This is a genomic window from Vibrio navarrensis (assembly GCF_000764325.1).
In the GTDB taxonomy this organism is placed as follows: Bacteria; Pseudomonadota; Gammaproteobacteria; order Enterobacterales; family Vibrionaceae; genus Vibrio; species Vibrio navarrensis.
In genome coordinates, this window is record NZ_JMCG01000001.1 from 942,841 (window position 1) to 955,340 (window position 12,500).

11 protein-coding genes are annotated in these 12,500 nt (G+C 50.4%); 6 read left to right on the forward strand and 5 right to left on the reverse strand.

What is annotated here, in order from left to right; all coding sequences use genetic code 11:
- Positions 1-65 precede the first annotated feature (65 nt).
- Together EA26_RS04180 and queF are read right to left on the reverse strand one after the other, a co-directional pair.
- A complete protein-coding gene (locus tag EA26_RS04180; RefSeq protein WP_081947124.1) occupies positions 66-2,330 on the reverse strand; it encodes a tetratricopeptide repeat protein in 2,265 nt (754 codons plus the stop codon).
- A gap of 27 nt (positions 2,331-2,357) precedes the next feature.
- Complete coding sequence (queF, locus tag EA26_RS04185) at positions 2,358-3,203, reverse strand: NADPH-dependent 7-cyano-7-deazaguanine reductase QueF (RefSeq protein ID WP_039424469.1); 846 nt, start codon at positions 3,201-3,203, stop codon at positions 2,358-2,360.
- 91 nt (positions 3,204-3,294) lie between these two features.
- On the opposite strand from queF, the gene syd reads away from it, so the two are divergent.
- Entirely contained in the window at positions 3,295-3,840 is a 546-nt protein-coding gene (gene syd, locus EA26_RS04190) for a SecY-interacting protein (RefSeq protein ID WP_039424472.1), read from the forward strand.
- Between the two features lie 2 nt (positions 3,841-3,842).
- A complete protein-coding gene (locus tag EA26_RS04195) occupies positions 3,843-4,619 on the forward strand; it encodes a Zn-ribbon-containing protein (RefSeq protein ID WP_039424475.1) in 777 nt (258 codons plus the stop codon).
- A gap of 69 nt (positions 4,620-4,688) precedes the next feature.
- Here EA26_RS04195 and EA26_RS04200 read toward each other — a convergent pair whose 3' ends face one another.
- The 3 genes from EA26_RS04200 to metN are packed head-to-tail and all read right to left on the reverse strand — an operon-like array spanning position 4,689 to position 7,233.
- A complete protein-coding gene (locus tag EA26_RS04200) occupies positions 4,689-5,498 on the reverse strand; it encodes a MetQ/NlpA family lipoprotein (RefSeq protein WP_039424478.1) in 810 nt (269 codons plus the stop codon).
- Positions 5,499-5,531: 33 nt separating this feature from the next.
- Complete coding sequence (locus tag EA26_RS04205) at positions 5,532-6,209, reverse strand: methionine ABC transporter permease (RefSeq protein WP_039424482.1); 678 nt, start codon at positions 6,207-6,209, stop codon at positions 5,532-5,534.
- Entirely contained in the window at positions 6,199-7,233 is a 1,035-nt protein-coding gene (metN, locus tag EA26_RS04210; protein ID WP_039424485.1) for a methionine ABC transporter ATP-binding protein MetN, read from the reverse strand. The genes EA26_RS04205 and metN overlap by 11 nt, the downstream gene beginning before the upstream one ends.
- Before the next feature lie 270 nt (positions 7,234-7,503).
- Here metN and gmhB point away from each other — a divergent pair, with 270 nt between their 5' ends.
- The 4 genes from gmhB to treC all read left to right on the forward strand — a co-directional run bounded on the left by gmhB (position 7,504) and on the right by treC (position 12,409).
- Entirely contained in the window at positions 7,504-8,070 is a 567-nt protein-coding gene (gmhB, locus tag EA26_RS04215) for a D-glycero-beta-D-manno-heptose 1,7-bisphosphate 7-phosphatase (RefSeq protein WP_039424488.1), read from the forward strand.
- A 39-nt stretch (positions 8,071-8,109) separates the two neighbouring features.
- Positions 8,110-9,057, forward strand: a complete 948-nt coding sequence (gene treR, locus EA26_RS04220) for a trehalose operon repressor TreR (protein ID WP_039424491.1) — start codon at positions 8,110-8,112, stop codon at positions 9,055-9,057.
- Positions 9,058-9,228: 171 nt separating this feature from the next.
- Positions 9,229-10,653 (forward strand): PTS trehalose transporter subunit IIBC, encoded by a 1,425-nt coding sequence (treB, locus tag EA26_RS04225; protein WP_039424494.1) that lies wholly within the window; start codon positions 9,229-9,231, stop codon positions 10,651-10,653.
- A gap of 70 nt (positions 10,654-10,723) precedes the next feature.
- Positions 10,724-12,409 (forward strand): alpha,alpha-phosphotrehalase, encoded by a 1,686-nt coding sequence (gene treC / locus EA26_RS04230; RefSeq protein WP_039424497.1) that lies wholly within the window; start codon positions 10,724-10,726, stop codon positions 12,407-12,409.
- Positions 12,410-12,500 lie beyond the last annotated feature (91 nt).

Consider the following 12,500-nt stretch of genomic DNA (forward strand, 5'->3'; position numbering starts at 1 on the left):
GATGGACCTGATAATAACAAAAAACATTATAGCGTCATCTATTTGGCGGTTTAAGCGTGCGAGATTTAGCCATTTTTTAATAAATTTTTGAGGTTGTCCTCATTCTGGTAAGACGAGTGCATTTTGATCAACCCTTGATGGATCGCTTGTTGCGCCGCATCCCTTATGTTACCGGATGCAAGGCTCGCCGCGGGCGCGTTGTCGATGGCCTTGAGGTAAACATAGTGGCTGCACTTATCCAACAAGCTCACTTCGCGTGCTAAGTGCGTGGCGAGCAGCAGCAGGTCAAGCAACTCTTGGTCATTGATTGCCGTGTAGGCACGAGGTAAGAATGGGTAATCTGCCATGCCCATGCGCACAGTGCGATTGATGTGGTGCGCGGCAGCAAACTCATCGACCCAAGCTTGCACTTTGGCGAAAATGTCTTCGGCCGAATAATGACGTTCCGTGTTGGGCTCGATATAGAGCAGATTGGCGTCGGAAAAATGGTACAAGCGGGAAGGCTTGCTGATTTTGTCACTGAGAAACGCGCCAAATGCCCGTTCGAGCTCCAAGCCCGCTTTGTACCCGTGCTGTACATACATGCTGCGCAGGAAGGGTAGGTCTATCATCACGAAACGTAAACGGTCATTCAGCGGTTCGTGGATCAGTTCCCCGAGTTGCCACTGCTCAAAGGTTTGATTGGTTTTACGCAGCGAGTTGGACAGTTTCGCGTTGAGCATGCGCAAGTTACGCAGTTTGGAGCGCGAATGGGTATAGAGATCGGCGGTGAGCTGTTCGATCTGCGTTGTTTGCCGCTGCAGTAGCACGCCTCGTCTCATCAGGAGTAAAAACAGCACCAGTGAGAGCAAAAACAGTGCAAAGGCGATTTTCTGGAACTTGGCGTGCTCGATGGTGATTTTTTCGAGCTGTTCAGCTTGGCCTGTGTAGTGAATGGTTTGTTCGGCGAACTCTTTTTGCTGACGAAACGCATCTTCACTGATTTGATTGAGTTTTTTCTGTTCAATACTCACTAACTGGTTGTAGTGTTTCAGGCTCTCTAGCGCCAAATCAAACTGTTTGCCTTGTTCGTAGCCCAGCGATAGTAATTGATAGGCTTGTTGCCGGATCGCCAAATGTTCTTCTGCGGCGCTCGCGGTGATATCCAGTGCTTTGTTGGCGTTGGCGATGACCCCTTGGCTGTCGTTTTGATAGAAGGCCAAGCCGGATTTGAGCAGCGCCGCTTGCGCTTTGAGTTTCGGGATATCGGCAAATTCCAACACTTCAAGCGCGCGTTCCAGATATTGCTCCGCCAACGGATAGTTATAAAGTTGCAGGTAGGTTGCCGCGAGACTTAGCCGAATGCTAACCACTTGCTGTACGTCGCGTGTTGAGCTGTCGTGATCCAGCACGTTAAAGTAGTGCACTAGCGCCAGATTGTACTTGCCTTGGCGAAAATAGATGTTGCCCATTCTCTCCATCACTTGCGCGAGGATAGGCGAATTGGGATAGCCATCATAAAAATCGGCCGCTTGCGAAAGGTATTCCAGCGCTTTGTCGAGCACGCGGCGCTCTTCAAAGAGTTGTGCCAGCAAGCGATTCACTTTGGCGAGTCGCGCGCTTTTGTTGCCTTCAATCGCTTTCCAATAGCCAAACAGCAGTTCCGACAAGGCTAAGTTGTACTTTTGATGAGAGAGATAAAACTCACCGACGGCGATGTGGTAATCAATCAGAGTATTTTCAGAGCGACTGTTTTTAATCAGCTCTTGCGCTTCGCCGTAGTAGCGCTCTGCTTGCGGCAAATCATTTTGCTGTGATGCGAGCAGTGCTTGTTGCATCAACAAGCGGTACTTGACGCTATCGGTCATCTGTAAAGAGGTGCTGGCGAGCTCCAACTGGCCGCTGATTTCGTCTAACGCGCGTTTGGCTTTGAGGTAGTCTTTATCAAATTGCCACAGCAATTGAGTTCGCAGCAACTTTACATCCAAATTGAGATAAGGCAGCTGAAAGGTTTTAGTCAGCTGCTCCGCGGTATTGAGCTGCACCAGCGCTGAGCGGGTGTTGCCTAAAGCAAATTCCGCTCTGGCGAGGATTTTATACGCTTCAACGCTGCCACTTGGCGTGCGCAGCGTACGGTCGGTGTCGTCGCGGGAAATCGCGGAAGGGCTTTTGTCTTGGTTGTTGGTGAGTTCGCGCTGTGTCAGATAATTTTGCACTATCTTCTTTGCTTGCGCTGGCTCGATGTCCACCAACTGCTCTGCTTCGGTCAATAAGACCGAAGAGAGCACGGTAGCGTGCAACTGCACGCTAAAAAACAGAGCCAAAATGCCAATTAGGCGTTGCCAACGCACCATGTTTAATCCCTCAACGCGATATCGTTACTGACGAGCCATACGCTGGTTGTGCGCAGGTTTTGCTTGTTGCGTGGAGCGGTAAGGATTGATGTCCAAACCGCCTCGGCGGGTGTAACGCGCGTACACAGTGAGGCTCTGTGGCGCACAATACTTCATGATGTCGGTAAAAATACGCTCAACACACTGCTCATGAAATTCATTGTGCTCACGGAATGAGACCAGATAGCGCAGCAGCTTTTCGCGATCAATCTGTTTGCCGTGATAAGCAATTTCCACGCTGCCCCAATCGGGCTGATTGGTGATCAAGCAGTTCGATTTCAACAGATGGCTGTGCAGCGTTTCTTGCACCACCGTCTCTCCCGCAGCATCTTGCAGCAGAGATTGGTCGAAATCGTAGCGCTCGATCTCAATATCTTGATCGTCGATGCATTCGCCCGCCATGGTCACAATCGGTTGTTGTGTGTAATGGCTAAGTGGATTGACCTCCACCGTTACAGGCTCGCCAGCGCAAGAGGATAAATCGCTTGTTAAGCGTTCAACCACCGCTTGCCAAGTGGCAAAGCGAGTCTGGTTATAGCTGTTAAGGTAGAGCTTAAAGGATTTTGACTCAATCAAGTTGGGGCTGGTGGCCGGAATATACACTTCGCCCACCGCGACTTGTGGCAAGCCTTTGCTGTTGAGCCAAGAGAGTTCGTACAGCGTCCAGATGTCGTGACCGACGAACGGCAAGTTCGCACCCAGTTGCAGATCGTCGCGATTGAGGCTGCGCGGAACAGGTTGAAGTAAACTTGCGTCGTATTGCGTGGCGTATTCGGTTTTTTTACCCAAAGTCAGCCCAGCCAGCTCTTTGGCGTCAGAATATTTGCTCATACTTGTGGTCATTTTCGATTAGAATGGCGGGAATTTTACTGAATCCATCGCTTAAAAGCCATCTTGCAACTCGGGATAACTAGGAGTTTTCATGACGAATCCAGTCTCACAAGCGCTTGCCGAATTCAGCCAGCGTTTTCAGCTGTGCTGGCAACAGACACATAATGAGCTGCCATGCAGTGACGATCTGGTTGATCTCGACTCTCCATGCATCCAACGAAAAACCGAACATCAAGTGTGGTGGCAGCCTGTTGCTTTGGATGAGGCGGCCGATTTTGCCAATGTCGAACGGGCGATCGAGCTCACGTTGCACGATGACATCAAAGCCTTTTACGGCAGTCAGTATGCGGCGGATATGAACGCCACTTGGCAAGGTAATGAGCTGACGCTGCTGCAAGTGTGGAGTGAAGAGGACTTCAGCCGTTTGCAGGAGAATATCTTAGGTCATTTGGTGACGCAGCGCCGTCTGAAACTCAAACCGACGGTGTTTATTGCCGTGACCGATGCCGAGTTGGACGTGATTTCCATTTGTAATCTCACTGGTAACGTGATCTTAGAAAGGCTCGGCACCGACAAAAGAGAAGTGCTTGCGCCCAATGTGGCGGAGTTTTTGGCCAACCTAGCGGTTGTGGTGTAAGTATGTACGTCGTTGAATTGCAATTTGAATGTTTTGACAACACCACAGTGAGCGCGGTCGACAAAGCGATTAACGGTTTGATGGATGCGCTGCGCTATAACGGCCAAGTGCTGGGGCGTGAGTTTCCGATTGTGATGGGCGATGGCGAGTTTTTTGTCCGCGCCGTGTGCCCGGAAAAAGAGAGTTTGCACCCTCGCTACCATTCGGATTTTGTGCGCGTGTGCTTGGACCGTTTGTCTGAAGCCGCGCTTCTAGCGCCGAAAATGCGCTTGCTGGGGCGGGATATCAACTCAGAACAAGCGGCCGATGAAGAGAGACCAAGCTGGCAAGTCCTCTACACCACCTATGTACACACCTGCTCTCCGCTGCGCAGCGGAGAAACCTTGCTGCCGATTCCGTTGTATCGTAATGGTCCGACGTTAAATGGCGATCATAAAGCGGTGATCAAATGGCAAACGGAATGGCAAGCGTGTGATGAGATCCAGATGGCGGGCGGCTGCCGCGCTGAGCACGCCGCGCTGCACGAGATTTGTGATGTTGACAGTGTGCTGTTTCGTCGCGGCTGGGATTTGCGCGGGCGGATCGAGTACCTCACGCAGATCCCGACTTATTACTATCAGTATCGGGTTGGTGGCACCTCGCTGGCGGACGAGCAGAGCCGAAAATGTCCGAAATGTGGCGGTGAGTGGCTACAAGATCAGGCGCTGCACGACATCTTCCACTTCAAATGCGATACGTGCCGTATCGTCTCCAATATCTCTTGGGATCACTTAAAGTAATTGCCGAACAAAAAAAGGGTTGACGCTTACACGTCAACCCCAATGATTTCTTGCTTTCGGCTTGCGAAATTACCAGCCTTTTACCACGCCGCCTTGGAAGATCTCAGAAGCCGCTTTGTACACTTCTTCGGTTTGGTATGCTTTGACAAAGTTTTGTACGTTTTCCGCTTGCACGTTGTTTTGACGCGCCACGATCAGGTTAACGTAAGGTGACTCTTTGTCTTCCACAAATACGCCATCTTTTTGCGGAGTCAAATTGATTGAGCTCGCGTAAGTGGTGTTGATGATAGACAGAGCAACGTCGTCCAGTGAGCGTGGTAGCTGCGCGGCATCCAGTTCGACGATAGTCAGGTTTTTCGGGTTACCGACGATGTCACGAACGGTAGCCAGTAGACCAACTTTGTCACGCAGTTTGATCAGGCCTTGTTGCTCCAGCAGCAGCAGTGAACGACCAAGGTTGGTTGGATCGTTAGGTACCGCGATGCGCGCGCCGTCTTGGATTTCTGCTACCGATTTCACTTGCTTTGAGTAGCCCGCGATTGGGTAAACAAAGGTGTTGCCCGCGATAGTCAGTTTGTAACCACGGTCAGCGATTTGTTGATCGAGGTACGGCTTGTGTTGGAACGCGTTGACGTCGATAGAGCCGTCATCCAGCGCTGCGTTTGGTGTGACGTAGTCAGTGAAGGTCACTAGCTCAACATCTAGACCATATTTTTCTTTGGCCACTTTCGCCGCCACTTCTGCAACTTGGGCTTCGGCACCTGCCATCACGCCCACTTTGATCTTGCTGTTGTCTGCGGCTTTTTCACCACAACCAGAGAGAATCAGTGCAGAGGCAGCGGCGGCAATCGTCAATAAACCTTTGAGGCTAAATTTCATCGTAAATCTCCTTATATTTTTATCTTGCAATTCTTAGCGGTGGTCTACGCGGCGTACAATTGCATCGCCGATAGACTGAATAATCTGTACTAGCACAATCAACATGACGACAGTCACCGCCATGATCACCACGTCGTAGCGGTGGAAACCATAACGGATGGCGACATCGCCCAAGCCGCCACCGCCAACGGTTCCTGCCATCGCGGAGTAGCTGACCAGCGTCACTAAGGTGATAGTGACAGAGTTAACAATGGTCGGTAGCGCTTCAGGAAGCAGTACCTTGGTAATAATTTGCAGTGGCGTAGCGCCCATGGCTTGCGCCGCTTCAACCAGACCCGACGGCACTTCCAGCAGTGCGCCTTCAATCAAACGAGCCACAAAAGGTATCGCCCCTATGGTCAGCGGCACGATGGCGGCGGTGGTGCCGATAAAGGTGCCCACCAGTAATTTTGTTACCGGAATAATCGCCACCATCAGCACCAGAAAAGGCACCGAGCGGCCTACGTTGACGATGGCGCCAAGGATTTTGTTAAGTTTGGTGTTTTCCAACAAGCCGCCTTTTTTACTGGTGTGCAGAATCACACCAAGCGGAATGCCAATCGCAAAACCGACTACGCCAGCCACCGCCACCATGTACAAGGTTTGCCAAGTTGCGCCCAGCAGGAGATCGCCATTTAAACTCAGCCACTGTGCAATCGTATTAAAGGACATAACCCAGTACCTCCACTTTTACGTTATGTTTGCGCAAAAATTCCAGTGCGGCGTTGTCGTCTTCTTCATTGCCAAACAGCTCAGCGACCATCATGCCGAACTTGACACCGCCTGCGTAATCGAGATCAGAGCTGAGAATGCTGATATCAATATTGAATTTACGCGAGATCTGAGACACCAGCGGCGCGTCCACTGTCGCTCCGGTAAATTCCAGCCTGACCAGTGGGTAGCTGCCTTCAACACGATTTGGCTGCAAGCGTGCTTGGTAATCTTCCGGAATGGAGAGATCCAAGGTAGAGCGAATAAACGCGTGCGCCAATTCGGTTTTCGGATGGGCGAAGATCTCGCCAACCGTGCCTTTTTCAACCAGTTCGCCGTCACCGATGATCGCCACTTCATGGCAGATGCTTTTCACCACATCCATCTCATGCGTAATAAGCAGCATGGTGATTTTCAGCTTGCGGTTGATCTCTTTCAATAGCTCCAAAATTGATTGCGTGGTCGCCGGATCGAGTGCGCTGGTGGCTTCGTCGCACAACAGCACTTTCGGATCGCTCGCCAAAGCGCGGGCAATCGCTACGCGCTGCTTTTGCCCGCCGCTGAGATTGGCCGGGTAACTTTCCTGTTTGTCCGATAAGCCAACCAGTTTGAGCAACTGCGTCACTTTCTCTTTGATCTGTTCTTTGCTCTTGCCCGCCAGTTCCAGTGGCAGGGCAACGTTGTCAAACACGCTGCGTGAGGAAAGCAGATTAAAATGCTGGAAAATCATGCCAATGTTGCGGCGTGCTTCGCCCAGTTGCGCTTTGCTGAGGGTAGTGAGATCAACGCCGTCCACCACAATGCGGCCGCTGCTTGGCGCTTCGAGCATGTTGACGCAGCGGATCAGCGTGCTTTTCCCTGCACCCGATGATCCGATAACACCAAAAATGGTGCCTTCTTCGATATGTAAGTTGATGTTTTTCAAAGCATGTATTTCCTTACTGCCTTGATAAAACACTTTATTTACCTGACTAATTTCAATCATTTTTATACCTGTGCAGGGACAACAGAATAATATTTTGAGCGCTGGCTCACTTTTCAGATGATGCTATGGCTTTCACGTTTTCAAGTCAATAGATATTTTTACGTCTAGACGTCCAAACGTTTAGCGGTTTACCAATCAAATCGTCATTAGATAGAGAAGAATAGTCTATGCAGAGCGATTGAGCTGGCTGTGTGGCAGTTGAAACTCGCAAACGTCGCCTTTTCGGTTATAATCGCGCTTTAAGTTACCCTGTTGACAGAGATATAGATTTTGGCCAAACCAGCTGTTTTTTTAGATCGTGATGGCGTGATTAACGTCGATCATGGGTATGTTCACGATGAGCATGATTTCGAATACATCGATGGTGTATTCGCAGCGACCAAAGCCCTGCAAGAGATGGGCTACCTGCTGGTTTTGGTCACCAACCAGTCGGGGATAGCGCGTGGCAAGTTTAGTGAAGATCGCTTTCTCTCTTTGACTCAATGGATGGACTGGAATTTCGCTGACAATGGGGTTGAGTTCGACGGCATCTATTATTGCCCGCATCATGCCGAGCACGGTATTGGCGACTACAAGCAAGATTGTGATTGCCGCAAGCCTAAGCCGGGCATGTTTATCTCAGCGCGTGATTTCTTGAAGATCGATATGGCCAACTCGATTATGGTGGGCGACAAAGCGGAAGATATGATGGCCGCTGACGCGGCTGGTGTCGGCACCAAGTTATTGGTGAAGACCGGAAAACCGCTCACAGAGCAAGGCGAGGCGCTGGCAACGGCGGTGCTGGAGAGCATCCGTGAGGTGCCCGAGTACGTGAAACAACATCTCAAAGGTCGCTAAGCGGCCTTTTTCTTCTCCAATGAGTGATCTTGACTCGATATGAATAAAAAGCTGACCATTTTAGACATCGCACGTTTGTCCGGCGTAGGGAAATCCACCGTGTCGCGAGTTCTGACCAATGACCCTAAAGTCAAACCAGAAACGCGTGCCAAAGTGGAGGAAGTGATTGCGGCGTCGGGCTATGTGCCGTCGAAATCTGCGCAGTCGATGCGAGGTGGCAGCCAGAAAGTGGTGGGTGTTATCATCTCGCGTCTCGATTCTCCCTCAGAAAATCGTGCGGTGAGCACCATGCTCAATATCTTCTACCAAGCCGGGTACGATGTGGTGATCATGGAGAGCCAGTTCGATCGAGAAAAGACTAACGAACACTTAGATGTACTGCGGCGGCGCAACGTTGATGGGTTGATCTTGTTTGGCTTTACCGATTGTGACATGCAGCAAGTCGCCGAGTGGCAACACCGCGTGGTGGTGATTGCGACCGAAGAGACCTCGGTCTCTTCAATTAACTACGACAACCAACGCGTGATTGAACTGGCGCTGGAGCATTTGCTGGCTCAATCCTTGCGCCATATCGCGTATATTGGTGTCAATCCTGAAGACCGAACCACAGGTCTGGCACGTCTCAACGCTTATCGGAACTGGTGTCAGCAACATCAACTGTCGCCAGTTTATCAAACGGGCAAATTGAGCCATGAGAGCGCGTATCGTTTAGTGGACAAGGTCCTCACTGAGCAGACGCAGGCGATTGTCTGCGCCAGTGATACCTTGGCGCTGGGCGTACTCAAACGTCTACAAGAACTCGGACGTGAAGAGGTTCGCGTGACAGGTGTTGGTGGCAATGAGCTGCTCTCTTTTCTCTTTCCCAAGATCTTCAGCGTTGATCCCGGCTATCACCTAGCGGGTGAAAAGGCCGCTAAGATGTTGATTTCCCAACTGAGTGGTCACGAAACCATCACCCATCTTACCCAAGCACCACTGATTCGCTAAGCACTTCATTATAAAACGCTTTTCCAATTTACTGTGATCCTACTCAATTAATGGGACTGTTCCCATTTTGTTTATTTATGAAAACTGGCACTATTTAATCTGTAAATGGGAATGTTCCCATATTAAAACAACTATAATTGCATAAATCCATAAAATAGGGTGGACAGAGTTATGAGTAAGATAGCGCGCCAAGACGTTCAACGTCTGATCGAGCTGGTCGGGGGTAGCGACAACATTGCTAGCGTCAGCCATTGTCTGACACGTCTTCGCTTTGTGTTAAATGACACCGAGATTGCCGATGTAAAACAACTAGAAGCATTGCCTATGGTCAAGGGCTGCTTTACCAATGCGGGCCAATTCCAAGTGGTGATTGGTACTGAAGTCGATGCGGTATACAAAATTTTGCTTGAGATCTCGGGCAAAAGTGAAGCCAGCAAAGAAGACGCTAAATTAGCCGCTAGACAAAACATGAACATTCTCGAGCGCGGGATCTCTCATTTGGCAGAAATTTTTGTCCCGCTGCTGCCTGCCATTATCACTGGCGGTTTGATCCTCGGTTTTAGAAACGTGATTGGCGACATCAAGATGTTTGATGGCCAAACGTTGACGGAAATTAGCCAATTCTGGGCGACCGTGCATTCCTTCTTGTGGTTGATTGGTGAAGCAATCTTCTTCTTCCTGCCGGTCGGGGTATGTTGGTCGACGGTGAAAAAACTCGGTGGTACACCGATTCTCGGTATCACTTTGGGTGTCACGCTGGTGTCGCCGCAATTGATGAATGCTTATCTCATCGGTAAACAAGCGCCGGAAGTGTGGGATTTTGGTCTATTTGTGATTGAGAAAGTGGGTTACCAAGCTCAAGTGATTCCAGCCATGCTGGCGGGGGTTGTCTTAGCTCTTATTGAAACCAATCTCAAACGCATTGTCCCTTCTTACCTCTATTTGGTGGTGGTGCCGTTTGTCTCGATTATTCTGTCGGTTGTTTTGGCGCACTCAATCATTGGCCCATTTGGTCGTGAGCTAGGTAACTGGGTTGCTATTGCGGCGAAAGCTGCGATGACTGGCGATTTCGCCGTGCTGGGCTCCATGGTGTTTGGTTTCCTCTACGCACCGCTGGTGATCACAGGTATCCACCACACCACCAACGCGGTTGACCTGCAACTGATGCAAGAGCTCGGTGGCACGCCGATCTGGCCTCTGATTGCGCTCTCAAATATTGCTCAAGCGTCTGCGGTGGTTGGGATCATTATCATTAGTAAAAAACATGGTGAGCGTGACATCTCTATTCCAGCCGCGATTTCGGCTTACCTCGGGGTGACTGAGCCAGCGATGTACGGCATCAACTTGAAATACAAGTTCCCAATGCTCTGCGCCATGATTGGTAGTGCTGTCGCGGCGGCCATCTGTGGCAGTGCAGGAGTGATGGCGAACGGCATCGGAGTCGGCGGTTTGCCGGGTATCCTTTCCATTCAGCCGCAGTTCTGGGGAATTTATGCTCTGGCGATGTTGGTGGCTATCGCATTGCCAGCGGTGTTGACGCTTGCCTTCTATAAGCGTGCACAGGCGAAAGGGGAACTGGACCTTGTAAGCGCTTAAGCGCAATGCCTTTTGGAGTGGCGGCTTGCCACTCCTTTTCTTTATTTTTGTGGTAAGTGAGAACAACTTCATGACGACAACGAATCAAGAGATGAGCTGGTGGAAAACGGCCACCATCTATCAGATCTATCCGAAAAGTTTCTGCGACAGTGGCGATAAAGGCACCGGTGATCTGCAAGGGATCATCAGCAAACTGGATTATCTGCAACACTTGGGTGTCGATGCTATTTGGCTCACACCCGTGTACCAATCGCCAATGGTCGACAACGGTTATGATATTTCCGACTACTACGCCATCAACCCTGAATTTGGCACCATGGCAGACTTTGATGCCCTGCTCACACAGGCTCATGAGCGCGGCATCCGAGTCATTATGGATATCGTCGTGAACCATACCTCGACTGAGCATCATTGGTTCCAATCTGCGTTAGGGGACAAAAACAGCCCATACCGCGATTACTACATCTGGAAAGATCCGCTTGATGGCGGTGTGCCGAATAACTGGCAGTCCAAGTTTGGCGGCAGCGCTTGGGCGTTGGACGAGAATACCGGGCAATATTACCTGCATCTGTTTGCCAAAGAGCAAGCCGACTTGAACTGGGAAAACCCAGGGGTGCGCGAAGAGGTTAAGCAGGTGATCCGTTTTTGGGCAGAAAAAGGCGTTGATGGCTTCCGTCTTGATGTGATCAACCTGATTTCAAAGCAGCAGGATTTTTGCAGTGATGATATCGGTGATGGGCGCCGTTTTTACACCGATGGGCCGCGGGTTCACGAGTATCTGCAAGAGATCAGTGCGGAAGTGTTTCAACAGTATGGCAGTGTCACGGTGGGCGAAATGTCGTCGACCACACTGGAGCATTGCCAGCGCTATTCCTCGCTCGATGGCAAAGAATTGTCGATGGTGTTTAACTTCCACCACTTGAAAGTGGATTACCCCAACGGGGAAAAATGGACCAAAGCACCGTTTGATTTTCTTCAGCTCAAACAGATCTTTAATCATTGGCAAACCGGGCTTAACGGCAAAGGCTGGGGCGCGATATTTTGGTGTAACCACGATCAGCCAAGAATTGTCAGCCGCCTCGGTGATGATCAGAGGTATCGAGTCGAGTCGGCGAAAATGCTCGCTGCGTCTGTGCACATGTTGCAAGGTACGCCTTATGTCTATCAAGGTGAAGAGATTGGCATGACCAACCCGGGCTACCGTCATATTGAGCAGTACCGTGACGTGGAAAGCACCAACATGTATCAAATCATGGTGCAGCAGCAAGGCGTGAGTCATGAGGAGATGATGGCGATTTTAGCGCAGAAATCTCGCGATAATTCGCGTACTCCAATGCAGTGGGATGGTAGTGAGAATGCCGGCTTCACACGTGGTAAGCCGTGGCTGGATGTCGCCAGCAATTATCCTGAAGTAAATGCTCAAGCGGCGGTCGCGGATCTCGGCTCGGTGTTTTATTTCTACAAGCGTTTGATTGAGCTACGCAAGCAAGTAGCGGTGATTACCGATGGGGATTACTTGGATTTACTGCCAGAGCACAAGCAGGTTTTTGCTTACCTAAGACGCAACGCTAAGCAGCAGCTGATCTGTATCAACAACTATTACGGTGTGGATACCGAGTGCGTGCTACCTTCGGATCTCGCCATGCAGCAGGCGAAATGTTTGCTGTCTAATTATCAGAATGTGGCCTCTGCGATGGCGTCCCATCATCAAATTCTCAGACCTTACGAGACACGGATTCTTCTGATTGAGTGCTAACCCCCAATAAGCGACTCAAAAAAGGCTTGGTTCACCCAAGCCTTTTGTTTTTACAGCGGTAGTGAATCTAACCAAATGGTGGTCGTGACCG

Excerpts from the sequence above, each read along its gene's own strand:
- queF (WP_039424469.1), bottom strand. The coding sequence starts at position 3,203 with ATGAGCAAATATTCTGACGCCAAAGAGCTGGCTGGGCTGACTTTGGGT.
- syd (WP_039424472.1), top strand. The coding sequence starts at position 3,295 with ATGACGAATCCAGTCTCACAAGCGCTTGCCGAATTCAGCCAGCGTTTT.
- EA26_RS04195 (WP_039424475.1), top strand. The coding sequence starts at position 3,843 with ATGTACGTCGTTGAATTGCAATTTGAATGTTTTGACAACACCACAGTG.
- EA26_RS04200 (WP_039424478.1), bottom strand. The coding sequence starts at position 5,498 with ATGAAATTTAGCCTCAAAGGTTTATTGACGATTGCCGCCGCTGCCTCT.
- EA26_RS04205 (WP_039424482.1), bottom strand. The coding sequence starts at position 6,209 with ATGTCCTTTAATACGATTGCACAGTGGCTGAGTTTAAATGGCGATCTC.
- metN (WP_039424485.1), bottom strand. The coding sequence starts at position 7,233 with ATGATTGAAATTAGTCAGGTAAATAAAGTGTTTTATCAAGGCAGTAAG.
- treR (WP_039424491.1), top strand. The coding sequence starts at position 8,110 with ATGAATAAAAAGCTGACCATTTTAGACATCGCACGTTTGTCCGGCGTA.
- treB (WP_039424494.1), top strand. The coding sequence starts at position 9,229 with ATGAGTAAGATAGCGCGCCAAGACGTTCAACGTCTGATCGAGCTGGTC.
- treC (WP_039424497.1), top strand. The coding sequence starts at position 10,724 with ATGACGACAACGAATCAAGAGATGAGCTGGTGGAAAACGGCCACCATC.